The following is a 21,140-nucleotide window of genomic DNA, read 5'->3' on the forward strand; positions in this document are numbered from 1 at the left end:
CCGCGCAATGGTCCCCGAGAAGTGGTTCCATACATTAAGGACACTGCAGTTGCGTGACAAGGGTTATGACGCGGATTCCTCGGCGGAGGCCCGATCCACAGGCTTGAGACGGGCCGGGAGGACGGAACGGGGGATGGGGCCCTTGTTCCGGCGCCCCTGCCCGGTCTCCTCCCATGCGTGGGCCAGGATGCCCACCGACCGGCTCAGCACGAAGAGGCCCCTGGCCAGCGGCGCGGGAAAGCCCAACTCGCCGTAGATGACGGCCGTGGCGCCGTCGATGTTCATCGGTACGGGGCGTGCACCGGCACGACGCTCGCGCAGGGCGCGTTCGACCGCGAGAGCCGCCTGGAGGTACTCGCCCGACACCGCACCTGCGGCCACGGCCTCCTCGGTCAGCCGCAGAAGGGGATCGCGGCGCGGGTCGACCGGATGGAAACGGTGGCCGAACCCAGGGAGGTAGCGGGAGCGGGCCTGCCACAGGGCCATGACCCCACGAGCGGAAGCGTCCCAGTCCGCGCCGGCCAGATGGAGTGCGCGGATCTCCTCCAGCATCTGGACACACTGCTGACCCGCTCCGCCGTGGATGTCGCCAAGCATGTTGACGCCGGTGGCGATCGCGTTGTTGAGGCCCACGCCGCAGGTCGCGGCCATCCGGGCGGCGGCGATGGAGGGCGCCTGCGGTCCGTGGTCCACTCCTGCCACGAGTGCTGCTTCCAGCAGGGCGGACTGCCCGGGGGAGGGGAGGTCGCCGCGCAGCAGCAGCCAGATCATGTCCACCAGGCCGACCGAGCCGATCAGGTCCTGTACCGGCCGGTCCCGCAGCTCGATGGATCCGGGTTCGATGTGGCTCACGGCGGTGGCCCACCACTGTGCGGCTTCGTCGTGCGCCGGCATGGACGTACTCATGAGCTCGTCACCTCTTTCGTGGCGGTCGATGACCAGCGCGAGGCGAGTTGCTCGCGCTCATCGTTGTGCTCGCCCAGCAGCGGCGGAGGCGTACGGGGCAGGAACGGTTCGCCGTCGAAGAGCACCCCGCTGCCGAGTACGGGCAGGGCTGTGCCCGATCCATCGGGCCTTCGCAGTTCGGTGACGAAGCCCCGGTGCCGCACCTGTGGCTGGGACAGTGCCTGCGGGACCGTGAGCACCCGGGCCGCAGGCACCCCGGCGGTTGTCAGTACCTGTTCCCACTCGGCTGCGGAGCGCTGCGAAAGGGCCTCGTTGAGAGCGGAGTTGAGCTCCTCGCGGTATGCCTTGCGCCCTTCGCGTTCGGCGAACCGTGGGTCCGTGACGAGTTCCGGGGTGCCGACCAGCCGGCACAGGGTCTCGAACTGGCGCTGCTGGTTGGCCGCGATGTTGAGCGGGCCGTCCTTGGTGCGGAACGTCCCCGAAGGCGCGGCGGTGGCGTTCTGGTCCCCCATCGGTTCCGGGGGGACGCCGCTCACCAGATAGTTCGAGACGGCCCAGCCCATGGCCGACAGGGACGTCTCCAGCATGGAGACGTCCAGCCTGCTGCCCTGTCCGGTGCGTTCCCGGTGCAGCAGGGCGGCGCTGACGGCGAGGGCCGCGGACAGTCCGCCGGTCGTGTCACACACAGGGAAGCCGACCCGCAACGGGGCGGTGTCGACGGTCCCGGTGACGCTCATCATCCCGGAGAGTCCCTGGATGATCTGGTCGTAGGCGGGCGCGTCGCTCATCGGCCCTGTCTGACCGAAACCCGAGATGGAACAGCAGACCAGGCGCGGATTGATCTGGTCGAGCCGCTCCTGGTCGTATCCCATCCGGGACAGGACGCCGGCGCGGAAGTTCTCCAGGAGAACGTCGGCGCCGCTCAGCATCTCCTCGAAGACCCGGCGGTCGGCCGGGTCCTTGAGATCGAGTTCCACGGACTTCTTGCCCGCGTTCTGCGCCAGGAAGGAAGCGCCGATGCCGGCGCGGTTGAGGTCGGCGTCGGGGCCGAGCTTGCGGGCGAGGTCGCCCTGTCCCGGGCGCTCGATCTTGATGACCTCCGCCCCCAGGAGCATGAGGTGGTAACTGCAGTAGGGGCCTGCCAGGACATTCGTCAGGTCCAGCACTCTTATGTCGTCGAGAGGTCGCGCATCCATGGGTGGTGTCTCCTCACGCGGCGCCGGTGACCGGCGCCGCTGTCCGGCACGGTTGTCAGCCCCGAGGTCCCAGGGGGTGGTCGAATCCCTGGGTCATGATCTGGCCGGCCACCTGTTTGAGGTCCTGGACGAAGTCCTCGACCGAGTTCTGGGTGATGCGTGCGGTGGGCCCGCTCAGCGAGAGTGCGGCGACCACCACGCCCGATGAGGTGGTGAGCGGCACGGCCACGGCGGTGAGGCCGACATCGCGCTCCCCCTGGCTGAGGGCGTATCCCTGCTGCGCGGCCTGGTCGATCCATTCCCGAAGCTGTTCCACGTGAGGTGCCCCGTGCGGTGAGGTCGCCGCGATCCGCTGCAGCAGGGCGTCGCTCGCACCCGCCAGCAGCACCTTCGACGAGGCGCCAGCCCACAGCGGCAGTTCGTCACCCACCCGCACCACATGGCGCAACGGCTGAGGGCTCTCCTGCTGAGCGACGCAGACGCGGTGGATGTCGCGCCGGATCATCACGTTCGCCGTCTCGCCGCGCCGGTCCGCCAGCGCCCTCAGCGCCTTTGTCGTCTCCGGCGGCAGCTCCCAGCTGCCCTGTGCAAGGTGGGCCCAGCGCCACAGCCCCGGGCCCGCGGTGTATCCCGCGTCGGTGGACCACAGCAGTCCGTAGCTCTCCAGGGTCTGTACCAGCCGGACCACGGTCGTCTTCGCCAGCCCGGTCGCCTCAACGATCGTTCTGAGGGAGACGACGGGCTGGTCCTCGGTCAGCAGCGACATGATGTCCAGGGCCCGGCGCACGCTGCGTACGCCGCTCTGTCCTTGATCGGGATCCATGCTTCTCCTTCGTGTGGTCTGTGCCGACAGTGTGGCCAGAACCAGGGCGGGCCGGGGCGTTCATGGGCGGCACTCGCGCCGAATCGGCGGGAAACCTCAGGATTCAACTTCTTTCGCCCGGGCTATTGCCAAGCCCAACCGGCGCCCGTACGTTACACGCCAGTCCACAAGGCGGTCTATGAAAACCGCTAGATGGCTTATCTGGAGACGTGATGCTGGAAGTCCTCCTCAAGTCCGTTGCCGACGCAGAAGTCGTCGACGCACTTCCCTTCCTTGCCGGAGCGTGGTCGGGCGACGGCCCCTGGGCCGAGCGGGCCGGCCCTTACGTGCGACGGACCGTCAGCCGGGCGCCCACTGCACTGCCGGCCGAGATCGACCGGGCCGTGGCCGACGCCCGCCGCTACGCGCCCCAGGTCGCCTCGCTCGCTCCGGCGGCTCGGGCCGCGATCCTGCAGCGTGCCTCAGCCGCCGCACTGGCCCACCGCGATCAGCTGGCCACCCTGCTCGCCCTGGAGCTGGGCAAGCCCCTCAAAGACAGCCGCATCGAGATCGAGCGGGTCGCGTCCACCTTCGAGGTCTGTGCGGCCGAGGCTCGCCGCATCGACGGGGAGACCCTGCCGGTCGCGGGCTGGGACACCGGAATCGGCAACAGCGCCTTCACCTACCGCGCTCCCGCCGGTGTCGCCCTTGCCATCACCCCCTTCAACGCCCCGGCCAATCTCCTGGCGCACAAGCTCGGCGCCTCCTTCGCCGCGGGCAACACCACGCTGGTGAAGGCGCCCCCACAGGCCCCGGCCATTTCGGCGGCCGTGGTGGCCCTGCTGCTGGACAGCGGAATGCCTTATCAGGCGGTCCAGTTGCTGCACGGAGGGGGTGAAGTGGGTGCCGCACTGTGCGCGGCCACCGAGGTCGACGTCATCAGCTTCACCGGCAGCGCCGCCACCGGAGCGGCCGTAGCCCGCGCCGCCGGCGCCAAGCGGCTCGCCCTCGAACTCGGCGGCAACGCGGCCACCATCGTCTGCGAGGACGCCGACATCGAGGCCGCGGCCAAGGCGGCGGCCCGCACCGGATACAGCAACTCCGGGCAGAGCTGCATCTCCGTCCAGCGGGTCTACGTCCACCGCAGTCTGTACGCGGACTTCCTGGAGTCCTTCGCCGCGGCGGTCGACAAGCTGGTCATCGGTGACCCCATGGACCCGGCCACCGACATCGGCTCCATGGTCGATGACGACGCGGCGGAGCGGGTGGTCCGCTGGTCGGCCGAAGCCGCCGGGCTGGGAGCCACGGTCCTGCGGGGCGGAACCCGCAACGGGGCCACGGCGGCCCCGACCATCATCGCCGGCCCACCCGCCGACGCCTCGGTCGTCGCGCATGAAGTCTTCGGCGCACTCGTCGCTGTGATGCCCTACGACGACTTCGGCACGGTCCTCGATGAGTGCAACACCAGCCGCTACGGGCTGCAGGCCGGTCTGTTCACCCACGACATCAAGCGCATCTTCACCGCCTGGCGACGCCTGGAGGTAGGCGGGCTCATCGTCAACGGAACGTCGAACTTCCGCCTCGACCACATCCCGTTCGGCGGCGTGAAGGACTCCGGATTCGGACGCGAGTCGCCGCGCTGGCTCATCGACGACTACACGGTCGTCAAGACCCTCATGCTCCGCGGCCTGTCCATCTGGGGCGAACGCCATGACCTCACGAAAGAGAACCAGTGACCACCGTTACCGCCGCTGAAGCCCTCGTCACACAGCTCGAGTCGTACGGCGTCGAGTACGTATTCGGCACCTGCGGGCACACGAACATCGCGCTCCTCGATGCCCTGGGGCCCAGCTCCATCCACTTCGTCATCGCCCGGCACGAGCAGGCCGCGGCCCACGCCGCGGACGGCTACGCCCGCGCCTCGGGCAAGCCCGGCGTCCTGCTCACCCACGTCGGCCCCGGCATGATGAACGCGGTCACCGGTGTCGCCACGGCCGCCATGGACTCCGTTCCGCTCGTCGTCATCTCCGGCGACATCCCCTCCTATTACTACGGCCGCCACCCGCACCAGGAGGTCAACCTCCACGCGGACGCCGACCAGACCGCGATCTACCGGCCGTTCTGCAAGCGCGCCTGGCCCGTCCAGCGCACCTTCGACCTCCATCGCACCGTGGAACGCGCATTCTGGACCGCGACCTCCGGCCGGCCCGGCGCCGTACTCGTCAACGTACCCATGGACCTCTTCTCGCGGCAGGTCGAGCCGTACACCCCCGGATCCCATGCGATACCCGACAGCGCCCTGCCCGGCCTTGCCGAGGAAACCGCCCAGCGCATCGCCCAGGCGCTGGTGGACGCCGAGCGCCCCCTCATCTACTTCGGCGGCGGTCTGCGCGCCCCCGAGGCCAAGCAGGCGTTGCTCGCCCTCGCCGAGCACCTCGACATCCCGCTCGCCCACTCCCTGATGGGCAAGGGTGCCGTTTCCGACCGGCACCCGCTGCTGCTCGGCATGCCCGGCTTCTGGGGCCTGGACTCGACCCACGCCCACACCAAGGACGCCGACCTGGTGCTGGCCCTGGCCACGCGCTTCGCGGAGACCGACGCCAGCTCCTGGGACCCCGCCTACACCTGGAACTTCCCGCCGAGCAAGCTCATCCAGATCGACATCGACCCGGCCGAGATCGGCCGCAACTATCCGGTCGAGATCGGGGCCGTCGCCGACGTCGGCCACTCCGTGCGCGCCATCGATGCAGCCGTCCGGGCGCTGCGACCTGAGCCCCTGACCCGTCCGGGGCTCCGCGAGACCATCGCCGTCAGCAGGGCCGAACTCTTCGACCTGGCAACGGAGAACGGAGCGAGCGACAACTTTCCGCTGCGCCCCCAGCGCATCCTCGCCGATCTCCGAGCCTGCCTCCCCGCCGACGCGATCCTGGTCACCGACGTCGGCTGGAACAAGAACGGCGTCGCCCAGTCCTACGACCTGCCGCCCGAGGGCAGGTTCATCACCCCCGGCGGCGCATCGACCATGGGCTTCGGCCCCGCCGCAGCGGTCGGTGTCCAGATGGCGCAGCCGCAGCGCACCGTGGTCGCCCTCATAGGCGACGGCGGGATGAGCGCACAGCTCCCGGCCGTGCCGATGGCGGTGGAACAGGGCCTGCCCGTCATCTTCGCCGTCATGAACAACCGCGCCCACGGCACCATCTCCGACCTCCAGCGTTCGAACTACGGCCGGGGATACGGGTGCGACTTCACCGGCCCGGACGGCCAGCCCTACAGCCCCGACTTCGCCGCCTACGGAAGGTCCTGCGGCGCCGACGGCTACGAGGTGACCTCTGCCGAGGAACTGGCGAAGGTACTCGCCACCGCGGTGGAGCGACGCCGGCCCGCCGTCATCGACATCCCCATGGTCAACGAGCCGGTTCCCACGCCCGGCCACTGGAACATCAACGACATCTACCACGGCAACTTCCCCGACGAAGGATGACTCCCATGCGCGCAAGAACTCGCAGCTACATCACCGTTCCGGCCGCCGCCCTCGGTGTCCTCCTTGCCGCCGCCGCGTGCAGCGCCCCCGGCGACTCATCCTCGGACGACGCCGACAGCAGCGGACCCATCAAGATCGCCGTGGTGGACGCCCAGAGCGGTCAGCTCGCCTCGCTGGGCGACTGGGAGGCCAAGGGCGCCAAGCTCGCGGTCAAGGAGTGGAACAAGAAGGGCGGCATCGACGGCCGCAAGATCGAGCTGACGGTCTTCGACGACCAGGGCGACCCCACCACCGGCACCAACATCGCGCGCAAACTGGACAGCGGGAACTACACGGCGATGATCGGCACCGCGGAGAGCGCGGTCACCGTGGCCATGGCCCCCATCCTCAAGCAAGCGGAGATCCCCAACATCACCTCGGGCCAGGCCACCGCCCTCGTCGACGTCAAGAGCCCCTTCCTCTTCCTCAACGGGCCCACCAGCACCACCTACGACTCCACGCTGGCCGACTACCTGGTCACCACCAAGAAGTTCAAGAAGATCGCGATGATCTCCAACAACGGCTCCTACGGCAAGGGCGAGCACGACGCCTTCACGGCCGCACTCAAGGAGGCGGGCATCACCCCCGTCACCGACCAGGTCGTCACCACCGACCAGAAGGACTTCAGCGCCTCCCTCTCGCGCATACGGCAGTCCAAGCCCGACGCCATCTTCATCGGATCCGAGGAGGTCGAAGCGGGCCTCATCGTGAAGCAGGCACGCGACCTCGGCATCACCGCCCCGTTCGCCGGAGCCGCACCGCAGGGCACACCGGTCTTCATCGAGACGGCGGGCGCCAAGAACGCCGAGAACACCATTGTCAGTTCGCCCTACCTCAGCAACGAGATCAGCGACGCCAGCCGCGCCTTCGCCACCGCTTACAAGGCCGAGTACGGCAAGGACGCCGAACTGCACGGAGCCAAGGCGTACGACGGCACCAACATCGTGCTCACCGCGCTGAAGAACAGCGGCGTCGCCACCGGCAGGAAGCTCGCCGACGAGATCCGGGCCACCAAGTACCAGGGTCTGCTCGGCGACTTCGCGTACGACGGGACAGGCGTCGGCATCTTCAAGACGACTATCGGCATCATCAAGGACGGAAAGCTCTCCGCCGCTCAGTAAGGGCCGTCCCGCTCAGTCAGCCCGTCGAGCCGAAAGCCGGGCGCCGCACCGGCTTCAGGGAGCCACCATGCAAGTCACTCTGCAGACCCTCGTCGGAGGTCTCAGCCTGGGCGCCATCTACGCCCTGATCGCTGTCGGCTTCTCCGTCGTCTACCGCACCATGGGCCTCGTCAACTTCGCCCACGCCGACGTCGCGATGATCGGCGCCTACGCCTGCTCCACGTTCTACCTCACCTCGCACGTGCCTTTCGCCGCAGCCATCGTCATCTCGATCGTCGTCACGGGCATCATCGGTCTGGTCATCGAGCGGGTCCTGCGCCCGCTGGAGAACAAGGACTTCGACCTGATGCTGATCGGCACCATCGGTTTCGGCACCGTCCTCCAGGCTGCCGCCACGCTCATCTGGGGGACCACCGGACGGGCCATGCCCTCGCCTATCACCTCCGGCCCCCTGGAACTCATGGGGATCCGCATCCGCACGTACGACCTGATGGTCATCGCCATCACCGCCGTATCCGTGGTCCTGCTCACGCTGTTCCTCCAGCGCACCAAGCCGGGGGCCGCCATGCAGGCGGTGGCCATGGACCACGAGGCAGCGACCGCCGTCGGGATCCACGTGGGCCGCAGCAACGCCCTCGCCTTCGCGATCGGCGCCGGAATCGCGGCCCTCGCGGGCAGCCTCGCCGGACCCATGCTCTACGTCGACGCCACCCTCGGCGGCGCCCTGGGAGTCAAGGGCTTCGCCGCGGCCATGCTCGGCGGATTCGGGAGCATACCCGGGGCGGTGGTGGGCGGCCTGGCCATCGGCGTCCTGGACTCCTATGCGGGCGACCACTTCCAGGGTTACAGCGTCCTGGTCACCTTCCTGGTCTTCACCGCGGCCATCATGATCCGCCCGACCGGCATCTTCGGCGAGAGGACGGTGAGCCGGGCATGAGCATCCTCAAATCGAAGCCGGCGCTCATCCTGCTGGCGTGCGTAGTGGCGTATGCGCTGCCCTACGGCCTGAACGGCTATTCCATGCACGTGGTGGACATCGCCATCATCTTCGCGCTCCTCGCCATCGGCATGGGTCTCGTCATGGGCGTCGCAGGGCAGATCAACCTTGCCCAAGTAGCCTTCTTCGGCGTCGGGGCCTACACCACCGCCATCCTCACCACCCACTCCGGATACGGTTTCTGGACCGCCGCGATCCTCGGCATCGTCACCACGATGCTGGTGGGTCTCCTGGTGGGCCTGCCGGCCCTGCGCATGCAGTCCCACTACCTCGGCATCGTCACGCTCGGCCTCGCTCTGGGATTCGTGAACTGGATCACCAACGCGAAGATCACCGGAGGAGCGGACGGTATCTCGGGCATCCCCGTCCCGCCGCTCTTCGGGATCGATCTCGCCGACGAGTACATGTACTACTACCTGGAGATCGTGGTCTTCGGGCTTGCGCTCGCCTTCGGTACCTTCGTGGTGCGGACCCGGCTCGGACGCAGGCTGCGCGCGATGCGCGACGACGCACTCGCCGCCGGTGCCATGGGCGCGGAGATCCCCCTGCTGCGGATGACCGCGTTCCTCCTCGCCAGCACCTACGGCGGAGTGGCCGGCATCCTGTACGCCGGACTCATCCGGTACGTGGCCCCCGAGACCTTCAGTCTCAGCAACATGTTCCTGCTGCTGGCCATGGTCATCATCGGCGGCCGGCGCAGCCTCGTCGGATGCGTGGTCGGCGCGGTCGGCCTCGTGCTCATCCGTGAAGCCCTCGTCGACTTCGCCGTCTACGCCCAGCTCGGATACGGCATCGTCGTCGTCCTCATGGTGGTATTCGCGCCCACCGGCATCGCCGGGATCCCCGAACGAATCCGGGTAGCGATCAGCCGCCGCAGGAAGAGTGAAGACGTGCACGCCGCAGAGCTGGGTCCCTACCTGCCCGACGTCGCCCCCGCGGACCAGGATGCCCCCAAGGACACCGACAGCGGGCCGGCCCTGGAGATCAGCCACGTCACCAAGCGGTTCGGCGCGCTGACCGCGCTCAACGACGTCACCCTCACGGTGGAACAGGGAGAGATCCGCGGCATCGTCGGCCCCAACGGCTCGGGCAAGACCACCCTGTTCAACGTGATCAGCGGGCTGTACCGCCCCTCCGAAGGCCAAGTCGCGGGCGTGGGCCGTGACATCGGCCGGGCCCGCCCGTACCAGCTGTCCCTGGCCGGAATGGCACGCACCTTCCAGAACCTGCGCCTCTTCGCGCAGATGACGGTCCGCGAGAACATCCTCGTCGTCCTGGACCGGTCACGCACCAGGGCGGTCTGGCAGTACGCCGTGTGGCCCGTCGGCGTCCTGGCCGACGAACGCCGTTTGCAGGCCGAGGCGGACCACATTCTGGAGGAGTACGGACTGACCGCTTTCGCGGACGCACAACCGCAGTCGCTCCCGTACGGCATTCAACGCCGCATCGAGATCGCGCGGGCCATGGCGGGACGGCCCCGTCTGCTTCTCCTGGACGAGCCGGCAGCGGGTCTGAACGGTGAGGAGGTCGGTCAGCTCTCGGCCATCGTCCGCTCCATCCGCGACCAGGGCGTCACCGTTGTCCTCATCGAGCACAACATGGGACTGGTCATGTCCCTGTGCGAACGGATCACCGTCCTTGCGACCGGCACCGTCATCGCCGAGGGCACCCCCGCCGAAGTGGCGGCCACACCCGAAGTCATAGAGGCATACCTCGGTGACTCGGCACCGGCCGAGATACCCGTTCACGTTGCACCGGAGGTTTCGCGATGACCACCACCGCCACCGGGCCCTCCGCGGTCGGCACCGACAGCCTCGCCGTCACCGACCTGACCGTCCACTACGGGGGAGTCTGCGCGGTCCGGTCGGTGGCGCTGAGCGTCGCCCCCGGTGAGTCCATGGGAATCATCGGCTCGAACGGTGCCGGCAAAACATCCACGCTCAAGGCACTCATGGGGCTCATCCCGCGCAGCAGCGGCCGGATCACCCTCGGCGACACCGATCTCAGCAAGGTCCGAGCCAGGGACATGGTCCGCCACGGAGTGGGCTACGTCCCGGAGGGGCGCCACGTCTTCCCCGGCCTCTCCGTCGAGAAGAACCTGATGCTCGGCGCTTACCACCGGTCATGGAAAGGAGAGACGCGCGACACCCTGGCGCATGTATACGGCCTGTTCCCCATCCTGCGGGACTTCCGCAGCCGGGCGGCGGGTGACCTGTCGGGCGGGCAGCAACAGATGCTGGCCATCGGCCGGGCGCTCATGTCCAGGCCGAGGCTGCTGCTGCTGGACGAACCTTCTATGGGACTTTCACCGAAGCTCATCGAAGACGTCCTGGACATCCTCGTCCGTCTGCGTGGCGAAGGGCTGGGTCTCCTGCTGGTCGAACAGAACGCCAAGCTGACCTTCGGCGTCACGAGCCACTGCCTCGTGATGGAGAACGGCTCGGTGGCGATGTCCGGCACCTCCGAAGACCTCGCACACGACGAGCGAGTCCGCCAGATCTACCTCGGGCTATGAGCGGGCCCGAACCCGATCGGCCGTCGCGAGGGGACATGCCTCCGGACTGAACATCGACCAGCCGTCGGGTCGAGAACCTCAGGGCGCAAGCTCACGGCGACGTGGACGGCTTCGTCCGCCAACCGGCTCGCCCACCTCCTGAGGGCTGTCCCGTTGCCCGGCGCCCTCGACAGGGAGCACACCATGACCGGCCACTGGGACCATCAGGTCGACCTCCTCGTCGTCGGCTCCGGGGCGGGCGGCCTCGGTCCCGCTGTTGTCGGCGCCCGGGAGGGCCTCGACGTCCTCGTGCTGGAGAGGACCGAACGGCTCGGCGGCACGACCGCCTACTCTGCCGGCACAGCCTGGGTCCCCCGCCACCACCAGCAAGAGGATCCCGCAGTGAACAGCACCGAAGCCAGGAGACGGTCGCACGACACGGCCCGGAGGCGGACCGCCGGCAGAGCGACCACGAGGGCGCGCTCATCGATCCACCGGCCCGCCCGCGCGCTCACCCACATCGCCCACCTCCCGGAGAAGAGCGCCCCATGACCTCTTCCACGTCCTCGTACCTCGTCGGACTCATCGGGTCCGGCATCGGCCCCTCCCTCAGCCCCGCACTCCACGAACGGGAGGCCGACCACCACGGTCTGCGCCTCGTCTATCGCACCATCGACCTCGACCGGCTCGGTCTCGGTGCCGCCGACGTGGGCGAACTCGTCCGCACCGCAGGCAGGCTCGGCTACGACGGCCTCAACATCACGTATCCCGGGAAGCAGACGGTCATCCCGCACCTGGACGGGCTGTCCGAGGACGCCGGGGCGCTGGGCGCGGTGAACACCGTGGTGTTCGGCCCCGACGGCAGCTCCCGCGGACACAACACCGACGGGAGCGGCTTCGCCGAGTCGTTCGCCCGGGGTATGGAGGGCGCTCCCACCGGACGCGTTGTGCAACTCGGAGCGGGTGGTGCGGGAGCCGCGGTGGCCCACGCCATGCTCACCCTCGGCGCAGGCCGGCTGACCCTGATCGATTCGGACCCCGGCCGGGCGTCAGCGCTGGCCGCCGACCTTGCCGTCCGCTTCGGCGCCGACCGGGCGTGTGCCGCACCCCGCGAGCACCTCGCCCCCCTCCTCGCGAAGGCAGACGGGCTCGTGCACGCCACCCCCACGGGCATGGCCCATCACCCGGGGCTTCCGTTCCCCGCCGAGCTGCTGCACCCCGGGCTCTGGATCGCCGACGTCGTGTACCGACCGATCGACACGGAACTGCTGCGCCGGGCGCGGGCAGTCGGCTGCCGCACGCTGGACGGCGGCGGCATGGCCGTCCACCAAGCCGCGCACGCGTTCGAACTGTTCACGGGACGTCAACCCGATTCCGACCGGATGCTCGCTCACATGGCCACCCTCGTCGCCGCCCAGTCAGGAGTCCCCTCATGCGCACCTCCATCGCCACCGTCTCCCTCAGCGGAACTCTGACCGAGAAGCTGGAAGCCGTCGCCCGCGCCGGGTTCGACGGTGTGGAGATCTTCGAGAACGATCTGCTGGGCTGCCCGCTTTCCCCCGAGCAGGTCCGCGTGCGGGCGGAACAGCTCGGGCTGTCCATCGACCTCTACCAGCCGTTCCGGGACTTCGACTCGACCTCGTCCGAGCAACTGCGGGCCAACCTGGACCGCGCCGAGAACAAGTTCCGGCTGATGGAACGTCTCGGCGCCGACACCCTGCTGGTCTGCTCGAACGTGTCCGCCGATGCGGTCACCGACAACGACCTTGCCGCGGAGCAACTGCGGCTGCTCGCCGAACGGGCGGCGGACCACGGCGTCAGGATCGCGTACGAGGCACTGGCCTGGGGGCGGCACGTGAACACGTATCTGCACGCCTGGCGGATCGTCCGTGCGGCCGACCACCCGAACCTCGGAGTCTGCCTGGACAGTTTCCACATCCTGTCGCGCGGCTCCGACCCGGGCGGCATCGAGGCGATTCCGGGCGAGAAGATCTTCTTCCTCCAGCTCGCCGACGCGCCGCTCCTCGCCATGGACGTGCTTCAGTGGAGCCGCCACTACCGTTGCTTTCCCGGTCAGGGCGGCTTCGACCTGACGCAACTCCTCGCGCACGTCCTGCGCACCGGCTACGCGGGGCCGCTCTCACTGGAGATCTTCAACGACAACTTCCGTCAAGCAGACACCGGGCGCACCGCCATTGACGCGATGCGGTCGCTGATCGCGCTGGAGGAGTCCGTCGCTGATGTCCTCTCCACCGGCTCCTCCCTTCCCCGGCCCGGCCAGCCCGGCGCGTTCGCCTTCGCCGAGATCGCCACCCCGGTCCCCGAGCGTCTCAGCAGGCTGCTCGGCGCGCTCGGCTTCGCCCGCACGGGGGAGCACGCCACCAAGCCGGTGGAGCTGTGGGAACAGTCCGGTGCCAGGATCCTTCTCAACCGGGCGGTTCCACAGTCCGCCGGCGATGGCGCCACCTCCCTGGTGGCGCTCGGGCTGGACTCGCCGGATCCTGCCCTCTCCGCCGCGCGAGCCAAGGCGCTGCTTTCGCCGGTGCTCCCTCGGCACCGCGCACCGGACGAGGCGTTGCTCGACGCCGTGGCGGCGCCGGACGGCACCGAACTGTTCTTCTGCGATTCGGTGAAGCCGCTGTGGCGTGAGGACTTCTCGCCGGCCTCCCCGCCCGAGCACGGGCCCGGCTCCGTACGCTCCATCGACCATGTGGTGCTCGCGCATCCGTGGGACCAGTTCGACGAGGCCGCTCTGTTCTACCGCGCGGTGCTGGGCCTGCGGCCGCACGAGAGCGTCGAGGTGGCCGACCCGTACGGACTGCTGCGCAGCCGCGCCATGACCAACACGGCCGGCACGCTCCGGTTGGTGCTCAACATGGCGAAGATGGGCCCACGCGGCCTGCCGGGCCAGCACATCGCCCTCGCGGACGACGACATCCGCGCGACCGCCCGCCGGCTCCGCACCCTGACGGACTACGTGACGTTGCCGATCCCCGACAACTACTACGACGACCTGCGGGCGCGCTTCGACCTCGGTGAGGAACGCCACCGGGAACTGCGCGAGCTCGGCCTGCTGTACGACCGGGACGAGAAGGGAGAGCTCCTGCACCTGTACACCGTCACGGTCGGCAGGGTCTTCTTCGAACTCGTGCAACGCGTCGACGGCTACCAGGGCTTCGGCATGGCCAACGCCCCGGCCCGGTTGGCCGCCCAGCATGCGCTCGCCCCTGCCCAGGTGGACGAACGGAACCCGTGAGGGGCCCGATCCCGGTCAACGTGCGCCGCGCACCGAGGAGCAACGCCGGTGCCCAGCCCCCGGCGCCTCGGGGACCTGATCCGGCCCAGCCGCCGACCCCGTCCGCGGCCGCCCGGGGGCCGCGCCGGTCATTGCGGGGTCAGACGGTGATGGTCTTGTACTCGGTGTACGTAGCGAGGCCGACCGCCCCGTACTCGCGGCCGATGCCGCTGGCCTTGAAGCCCCCGAAGGGGCCGTCGAAAGCGAGGGAGGCGCCGTTGACGGTGACCGTGCCGGTGCGGATCCGGCGGGCAACGGCCAGGGCGTGGTTCTCGTCGGAGGACCAGACGCCGCCGGACAGCCCGTACTCGGAGTCATTGGCGATGCGTACGGCGTCGTCCTCGTCGTCGTACGCGATGACGACCAGCACCGGGCCGAAGATCTCCTCCTGGGCGATGCGCATCGAGTTCTCGACGTCGGCGAACACCGTCGGGGTGACGTAGTTGCCCTTCTCCAGGCCCTCGGGGACCTGCGGGCCGCCGGTCACCAGCCGGGCGCCTTCCTCGATGCCCAGCTCGATGTAGTCGCGCACGCGCTGCTGCTGGTCCGGACGGATCATCGGGCCGATGAAGGTGTCCGGGTCGCTCGGGTCGCCGACCTTCAGCGACTCCACCAGCTCCTTGAGCGCTCCCACCACCTCCTCGTACCGGGAGCGCGGCGTCAGGATCCGGGTCTGTGCGATGCATGACTCGCCGTTGTTGAGCAGCGATGCGAACTTCAGCCCCTGTACCGCCTTGGCGACGTCGGCGTCCGGGAGGATCACCGCGGCGGACTTTCCGCCCAGCTCCAGACTGACCCGCTTCAGCTGCTCGCCGGCGATCGAGGCGATCCGGCGCCCGGCCCGCGTCGAACCGGTGAAAGCGATCTTGTCCACGTCCGGATGCGATACCAGGTACTCGCTGGTCTCACGATCCGCGGGCAGGACACTGACCACGCCCTCCGGCAGACCGGTCCGCACCAGCAGCTCGGCCAGGAACCCCATGCTCAACGAGTTCTCGGGTGACACCTTCAGGATGACCGAGTTTCCGGCGAGCAGTGCCGGGATGATCTTCGAGGTGGCCGAGGAGAACGGGGAGTTCCACGGAATCACCGCGGCCACCACGCCTACCGCCTCGCGACGCACCACGCTGCGTACCGGCGCATGCGGATCGCTCGGCGCCAGCGTCTCCTCCCAGGCGAACTCCTGTGCCGCCTTCAGGTAGGCGTTCGCCTGTCGCGTCAGACCTGGCTGACCCGCCAGGGTGAACCATCCGGCGGAGCCGTTCTCCGCCGAGGTCAGCGCCGCGATCTTCTCCGCGTTCGCCTCCCGCAGCTCGTTGAACCGGCGCAGGAGGGCGATGCGCTCCGCCGGAGCCGTTCCACGCCACACGCCCGTGTCGAAGGCGGCACGCGCGGCCGCCACGGCACGGTCCACGTCGGCCGGCTGGGCCTGTGCCGCCCGGCCGATCACGGACCGGTCGTGCGGGGAGCGGATCTCCAGCAGTTCCGCGTCGGCCGGTGTCGCCCAGGAACCCGCGACGAAGAGCTTGTCGTAAGTGATCATTTCTTCTCTCCTTCAAGAAGCGTCTCTATCTGTCACATCACTGTAGCGGTTCATTGCATTAAGTTCACATGGTCGCGGCTGTACGTCGCCTATCCTTCTCAGGGGAGATACGGTGACGTCGTGAGAGCCGATGCAGCACGCAACCTGGAAGCCGTCCTGACCACCGCAGCCCGCATGCTCGCCGCCGATCCGGGTGTGAGCATCGCGAGCATCGCCGGTGAGGCCGGGGTGGACCGGCGTACGGTCTACCGGCGGTTCGCCTCCCGCGAGGAACTGCTCGCAGCCATCTACGAGTGCCGGCTCCAGGCCATCGAACGGGCCATTGCGGACGCGAGGTTGCGCGAGGCCCCGGTCGCCGTGGCGCTGCACCGCTACGTGGAGAACATCATCGGGGTCAATCGCACCTGGCCCGTGGAACTGACCCGCATGCTCGCCGACGACGAGGTTCGCGCACGGCGGGATGTGCTGAGCCGGAACGTCGAGACCTTTCTCCGGCGCGCCGTCGACGAGGGCCTGCTCCGCGCCGGCGCCCCCGAGGGGTGGGCAGCCGCGCTGCTGCCCCAGCTCATGCACCTCGTGGCCCGGCAGATGCCCGACCTGGGCGCCGCGCAGGCGGCCGACGTCGTCGTCGACACCTTCCTGCACGGGCTGGGAGCGGCGACCTGACCCGAACTGCACAGGGGCGTGCGCCCACGGGGGCCCGCGTCGCGCGAGCAGTCCCCCCACTACGGCGGGCCCAGTGGTCACCGGCCGCGCGCCGGTAGCCTTCTGTCACTGATCATTGCGGACTTGGGGGGCACATGGGGTTCAAGAAGCTGTTCGGGATCGGGAATCCGGGCGAGGCGATCGAGGTGGACACACAGATCCTGGGGCCTGTGTATCCGGGCGGGGACGTGAAGGGGGAGGTGCTGCTCCGAGGCGGAGCGCGCGACCTGCCTGTCGAGGGGATCTACCTCCGTATCGCCGCCCGGTGCAAGGGGTACGACGGTGAGGAGCGCGACTACGAGTTCGACAGCTGCGTTGCCAGGCCCTCCAGCTTCACTCTGCGCCGAGGTGAGGAACAGCGGCTTACCTTCTCGGAACGGCTGTCCTGGGAGACGCCGGTGAGCGAACTGAACGGTCGTGCCCTGGGAGTTGTGCTCTCGGTCAGGAGCACCTTCCGCCGCGACTGGGACGACGACGGGACCGAGGTGGACAACGACCTGTTGCACATCTCGGCCCTGCCGTTGCACGAGGCCGTCCTCGACGCGTTCGCGGAGGAGGGGTACTACTGCGACTTCGCGCATGTCGTCGACTCCTACCTGCCGAATGTGGAGCAGCATCGGGGCTTCCACCAGTCCTTCGTGCTCACCGACCGCTCACCCGGTGGCAGGCGGCTCGAGCAACTGGAAGTGGCCTTCCACATGAACGTCGTCGGGGCCCTGGTCCATGTGCGGCGCGCCGCCCCGGACGAGCGCGACTGGGAGGGGAGTCCCCCCGTACGTCGCTTTGCCGCGGCCCATCACGAAGTCGGCGACGTCGACTGGCGCCCTCGGGTACGCAAGGTCCTGGACGAGCTCGCACTGCTCGACGACCGCTGACGGACCTTTCGCCGTAGCCTCGGCTCCCACGTGCGGGACAGGGGAGGTACCCGCGTCCTGAGGTGGTGGCCCCACGGTCGGCGAACCGCGTGAGCCGCTCGCACGCCGCTCCGGTTGAGCCGACCGGGGGAGGCCGCTCCGCCCAACGGCCCAACCGCGGCCCGCCGGAGCTGCCGCCGCCGGCCGGCCGGTGGTTCCCTGGTCCCCGCCTGCCGGCCGGTGGCCGGCTGTACCGGAGCGGGTCAGCGAGGAGACGGAGACGTCATGGATTCCCACGTCGAGGCAGCGCGGGCGCATGCTCTGCCGGGCGGCCTGCTGAGGGGCCAGACAGCACTGGTGACGGGTGCCAATTCGGGCATCGGCAAGGCCACCGCCATCGGACTCGGCCGGGCCGGCGCCGACGTGGTGGTCAATTACGTGAGCGACCGTGAGGCCGCCGAGGACGTGGTCCGGGAAATCTCCTCGTTCGGAGTGCGCGCGGTGGCCCACGAGGCCGATGTGTCTCAGGAGACCCAGGTGACCGCGATGGTGGATCGCACGGTCCAGGATTTCGGGACCCTCGACATCCTCGTCGCCAATGCCGGTTTGCAGCGCGATGCCAAGGTCACCGAGATGACTCTCGCCGAGTGGCAGAAGGTGCTCGACGTCAACCTCACGGGCCAGTTCCTGTGCGCGCGCGAGGCCACGAAGGAGTTCCGCCGGCGCGGAGTGGTGCCGGAGGTGTCCCGGGCGGCCGGGAAGATCATCTGCATGAGCTCGGTGCACCAGGTCATCCCCTGGGCGGGGCACGTGAACTACGCCTCCTCCAAGGGAGGCGTGCAGATGATGATGCAGACCCTGGCCCAGGAGCTCGCACCGGAGAAGATCCGGGTGAACGCGGTCGCCCCGGGGGCGATCAAAACCCCCATCAACCGCAGTGCATGGGAGACGCCGCAAGCCCGGGAGGATCTCCTGCGGCTGATCCCCTACGACCGGATCGGGGACCCCGAGGACATCGCCGACGCCGTGGTCCTGCTCGCGTCCGACCTCATGGACTACGTCGTGGGCACGACGCTCTATGTCGACGGCGGGATGACACTCTTCCCCGGTTTCGCGACCGGCGGCTGACCTTCGCAGGTCCCGAACAGCGAAGGCGAGCATGCACCCCTCGGCCCACCTCCTGGCGAGCGCACGGGATCAACTCCTGCCGGCCCGGGAACTCATGGCGTTCACCCTGGCCTCCCACATCATCCTGGTCCCCCTGGGCGTGGCCCTGCCACTGATCACGCTGGTCATGCACTACCGCGGGCTTCGCCACAACGACGCGACCGCTCTGCTTCTGGCGCGCCGCTGGTCGGCGGTGATGGCGGTTCAGTTCGCCGTCGGCGTCGTGACCGGCACCGTGCTCTCCTTCGAATTCGGGCTGCTGTGGCCGGGAATGATGGGCAGGTGGGGCGATGTCTTCGGAATCGGGTTCGGGGTCGAGGCATGGGCGTTCTTCCTCGAAGCCGTCCTCATCGCGATCTACCTCTACGGATGGCGGCGGCTGAAGCCCCGGACGCACTTCCTGCTCGGGCTGCCGCTTCCGGCCGCGGCGCTGCTCGGGGCGTTCGGCATCCTGGCGGCCAACTCCTGGATGAACACGCCGCGGGGGTTCACCCTCGACGCCCGGGGCAACCCCGTGGACGTGAACATCTGGAAGGCGATCTTCACGCCGATGTTCGGGCCTCAGTACTGGCACTTCGTCGTGGCGATGCTGCTGACCGCGGGCTACATGGTGGCCGGCGTCTACGCGGTCGGCATGCTGAGGGGACGCCGGGACCGTTACCACCGGCTCGGCTTCACCATCCCCTTCACCATCGCCGCGGTGGCGACCCCGGTGCAGTTCTTCCTCGGCGACTCGATCGCCCGGTCGGTGTTCCACAAGCAGCCGGTCAAGTTCGCGGCCATGGAGGTCGTGTGGAAGACCGACACCCGCGTACCGGAGTACCTCTTCGGCCGTATGCGCTCCGACGGCTCCGTCTCCGGCGGCATCAGGATCCCGTTGCTCGACTCCTTCCTCGCCGGCTTCAGCCCGGACACCGAGGTCGTCGGTCTGACGTCCGTACCGGCGGACCAACGGCCGACAGCCGTTCAGGCGACGATCGCGCACTGGGCCTTCGACATCATGGTCCTCATCGGTTCCGCCCTGGTGCTGCTGGCGTTCTGGTACGGTCTGGCCCGGCTGCGGCACCGCAGGCTTCCTGCGTCCAAGTGGTTCTACCTCGGCGCGGCCTGCGCGGGACCGGCCTCGGTGGTGGCGGTCGAATGCGGCTGGATCGCGACGGAGGTGGGACGCCAGCCGTGGATCGTCTACCAGAACATGCGCGTGGCCGAGGCGGTCACCGCCACGCACTCCTCAGCCCTGTGGATCATGTTCGGCCTGGTGATCGTCGTCTACCTGTTCATCTTCGGCTCACTCCTCGCCGTCCTGCTCAAGCTGCGTACGCGATGGAGGTCGGCCGACGCCCGGTCCGGCGGGCGACCGGCGGATGAGCCGGAGAGGGACGGCCCCTACGGCCCCCGGCCGGCAGTCCCTGCGGGAGACGGCGTCGGCCCCTCCGGGGGCGACCAGCCGTGACTGCCGATCTGATCGCCGTCGTCCTGCTGCTGGCCATCGCCGCGTACACCTGCGCGGGCGGTACCGACTACGGGGCCGGATTCTGGGACCTGGCCGCGGGAGGCGCGGCACGCGGCAGGCGGCCCCGATGGCTCATCGATCACGCGATGGCACCGGTGTGGGAGGTCAACAACGTCTGGTTGATCTTCGTCTTCGTCATCATGTGGACCGGCTTCCCCACCCTCTTCCAGACCGTGTTCTCCGCGATGTGGCTGCCCCTCGCGCTGGCTGCCGTGGGCCTGGTCCTGCGCGGTGCCGGCTTCGCCTTCCGTAAGGTCGTGCACCGGCTGGCGGACCGGCGCCTTTACGGCGCGGTGTTCGCCCTGGCCTCGCTCGTGACCCCGTTCTTCCTGGGGGCCGCCGCAGGCGGTGTTGCGTCCGGCCGTGTGAAGCCGGGTACGGAGGCGTCGGCGGACGCCTGGGCCAACCCCACCTCGATCATGTTCGGCCTGCTCGCGGTCGCCGCGGCGGCCTTCCTGGGCGCCGTGTTCCTGACAGGCGATGCCCGCCGCTTCGACGCACCCGACCTGGTCGTCTACTTCCGTAGGCGGGGGCTGCTGAGCCTTGCCGTGCTCCTCGTCCTGGCGGTGGCCACGCTGTTCGTCACGAACGAGGACGCACCGTACGTACGGCACGGACTCACCCACGGGGCGGGGCTGGGCGTCGGTATCGCCGCCGGAGCGGCCCTGCTCATCACGGCGACGCTGCTCGTGCGGAATGAGGGACGCCACGCACGTGCCCCGGCCGTCGGAACCGTCGCCTGCGCGGTCATCGCCTGGGGGCTCGCGCAGCGTCCGTACCTCCTTCCGACGTCCATGACGGTCGCGGAGGGCGCCGGTGCGTCGTCCACGCTGACCTGGCTGGCGTTCGTCACCCTCGTCGCGCTCGTGATCGTGGTTCCGGCCGTCGTCCTCCTGTACTGGCTCGACAGCAGGGGCGAGCTCGAGGAACTCACCGAGGCCGACCTGCGGCAGGGCGGCGACCCTCCGGACGGCGGCTGAGCGGGAACCACCTGACGACCGGTGCACCCGGACTCCCCGTGCAGGAC

18 protein-coding genes are annotated in these 21,140 nt (G+C 69.1%); 14 read left to right on the top strand and 4 right to left on the bottom strand.

The genetic code is table 11. From position 1 onward, the window contains the following. Nucleotides 1-63: 63 nt before the first annotated feature. From ABZ434_RS17105 to ABZ434_RS17115, 3 genes are read right to left on the bottom strand one after another with little or no spacing between them, the layout of a single operon-like run. A complete protein-coding gene (locus ABZ434_RS17105) occupies nt 64-906 on the bottom strand; it encodes a citryl-CoA lyase (protein ID WP_359136649.1) in 843 nt (280 codons plus the stop codon). Continuing rightward, nucleotides 903-2,102, bottom strand: coding sequence for a CoA transferase (locus ABZ434_RS17110; RefSeq protein WP_359136652.1), 1,200 nt, complete (start codon nt 2,100-2,102; stop codon nt 903-905). Before ABZ434_RS17110 ends, ABZ434_RS17105 begins: the two co-directional genes overlap by 4 nt. A 55-nt stretch (nt 2,103-2,157) precedes the next feature. Continuing rightward, the gene (locus ABZ434_RS17115; RefSeq protein ID WP_359136655.1) at nt 2,158-2,925 is read right to left on the bottom strand and encodes an IclR family transcriptional regulator; all 768 of its coding nucleotides are present in this window, start codon (nt 2,923-2,925) and stop codon (nt 2,158-2,160) included. Between the two features lie 212 nt (nt 2,926-3,137). Here ABZ434_RS17115 and ABZ434_RS17120 point away from each other — a divergent pair, with 212 nt between their 5' ends. From ABZ434_RS17120 to ABZ434_RS17160, 9 genes are all read left to right on the top strand, one after another. Beyond that, nucleotides 3,138-4,640, top strand: coding sequence for an aldehyde dehydrogenase family protein (locus ABZ434_RS17120; protein ID WP_359136658.1), 1,503 nt, complete (start codon nt 3,138-3,140; stop codon nt 4,638-4,640). Beyond that, nucleotides 4,637-6,385: a thiamine pyrophosphate-binding protein gene (locus ABZ434_RS17125; protein WP_359136661.1), complete on the top strand. Its 1,749-nt coding sequence runs from the start codon at nt 4,637-4,639 to the stop codon at nt 6,383-6,385. Before ABZ434_RS17120 ends, ABZ434_RS17125 begins: the two co-directional genes overlap by 4 nt. A gap of 5 nt (nt 6,386-6,390) precedes the next feature. After that, a complete protein-coding gene (locus ABZ434_RS17130; protein ID WP_359136664.1) occupies nt 6,391-7,545 on the top strand; it encodes an ABC transporter substrate-binding protein in 1,155 nt (384 codons plus the stop codon). Nucleotides 7,546-7,612: 67 nt separating this feature from the next. Further along, entirely contained in the window at nt 7,613-8,482 is an 870-nt protein-coding gene (locus tag ABZ434_RS17135) for a branched-chain amino acid ABC transporter permease (RefSeq protein ID WP_356314758.1), read from the top strand. Beyond that, nucleotides 8,479-10,314: a branched-chain amino acid ABC transporter ATP-binding protein/permease gene (locus ABZ434_RS17140; RefSeq protein WP_359136667.1), complete on the top strand. Its 1,836-nt coding sequence runs from the start codon at nt 8,479-8,481 to the stop codon at nt 10,312-10,314. Before ABZ434_RS17135 ends, ABZ434_RS17140 begins: the two co-directional genes overlap by 4 nt. Then, nucleotides 10,311-11,057, top strand: a complete 747-nt coding sequence (locus tag ABZ434_RS17145; protein WP_359136670.1) for an ABC transporter ATP-binding protein — start codon at nt 10,311-10,313, stop codon at nt 11,055-11,057. Before ABZ434_RS17140 ends, ABZ434_RS17145 begins: the two co-directional genes overlap by 4 nt. A gap of 183 nt (nt 11,058-11,240) precedes the next feature. Next, on the top strand, nt 11,241-11,588 hold the full coding sequence (locus tag ABZ434_RS17150) for an FAD-dependent oxidoreductase (RefSeq protein WP_359136673.1): 348 nt from the start codon (nt 11,241-11,243) through the stop codon (nt 11,586-11,588). Further along, nucleotides 11,585-12,511, top strand: a complete 927-nt coding sequence (locus ABZ434_RS17155; protein ID WP_359136676.1) for a shikimate dehydrogenase — start codon at nt 11,585-11,587, stop codon at nt 12,509-12,511. Before ABZ434_RS17150 ends, ABZ434_RS17155 begins: the two co-directional genes overlap by 4 nt. Beyond that, the gene (locus ABZ434_RS17160; RefSeq protein WP_359136678.1) at nt 12,469-14,292 is read left to right on the top strand and encodes a TIM barrel protein; all 1,824 of its coding nucleotides are present in this window, start codon (nt 12,469-12,471) and stop codon (nt 14,290-14,292) included. The genes ABZ434_RS17155 and ABZ434_RS17160 overlap by 43 nt, the downstream gene beginning before the upstream one ends. A 139-nt stretch (nt 14,293-14,431) precedes the next feature. Here ABZ434_RS17160 and ABZ434_RS17165 read toward each other — a convergent pair whose 3' ends face one another. Further along, on the bottom strand, nt 14,432-15,874 hold the full coding sequence (locus tag ABZ434_RS17165; protein WP_359136681.1) for an aldehyde dehydrogenase: 1,443 nt from the start codon (nt 15,872-15,874) through the stop codon (nt 14,432-14,434). A gap of 174 nt (nt 15,875-16,048) precedes the next feature. Between ABZ434_RS17165 and ABZ434_RS17170 the strand changes: the two genes are divergently transcribed. The 5 genes from ABZ434_RS17170 (at nt 16,049) to ABZ434_RS17190 (ending at nt 21,093) form a co-directional block, all read left to right on the top strand. Continuing rightward, a complete protein-coding gene (locus tag ABZ434_RS17170; RefSeq protein WP_359136969.1) occupies nt 16,049-16,540 on the top strand; it encodes a TetR/AcrR family transcriptional regulator in 492 nt (163 codons plus the stop codon). Between the two features lie 134 nt (nt 16,541-16,674). Next, complete coding sequence (locus tag ABZ434_RS17175; RefSeq protein ID WP_359136684.1) at nt 16,675-17,454, top strand: sporulation protein; 780 nt, start codon at nt 16,675-16,677, stop codon at nt 17,452-17,454. 264 nt (nt 17,455-17,718) lie between these two features. Beyond that, complete coding sequence (locus ABZ434_RS17180) at nt 17,719-18,561, top strand: SDR family oxidoreductase (protein WP_359136687.1); 843 nt, start codon at nt 17,719-17,721, stop codon at nt 18,559-18,561. 31 nt (nt 18,562-18,592) lie between these two features. Further along, a complete protein-coding gene (locus tag ABZ434_RS17185) occupies nt 18,593-20,053 on the top strand; it encodes a cytochrome ubiquinol oxidase subunit I (RefSeq protein WP_359136690.1) in 1,461 nt (486 codons plus the stop codon). After that, nucleotides 20,050-21,093 (top strand): cytochrome d ubiquinol oxidase subunit II, encoded by a 1,044-nt coding sequence (locus tag ABZ434_RS17190; RefSeq protein WP_359136693.1) that lies wholly within the window; start codon nt 20,050-20,052, stop codon nt 21,091-21,093. Before ABZ434_RS17185 ends, ABZ434_RS17190 begins: the two co-directional genes overlap by 4 nt. Nucleotides 21,094-21,140: the final 47 nt, after the last annotated feature.

Origin of the sequence: Streptomyces sp. NPDC005761 (assembly GCF_040630635.1) — a bacterium.
Lineage (GTDB): Bacteria > Actinomycetota > Actinomycetes > Streptomycetales > Streptomycetaceae > Streptomyces.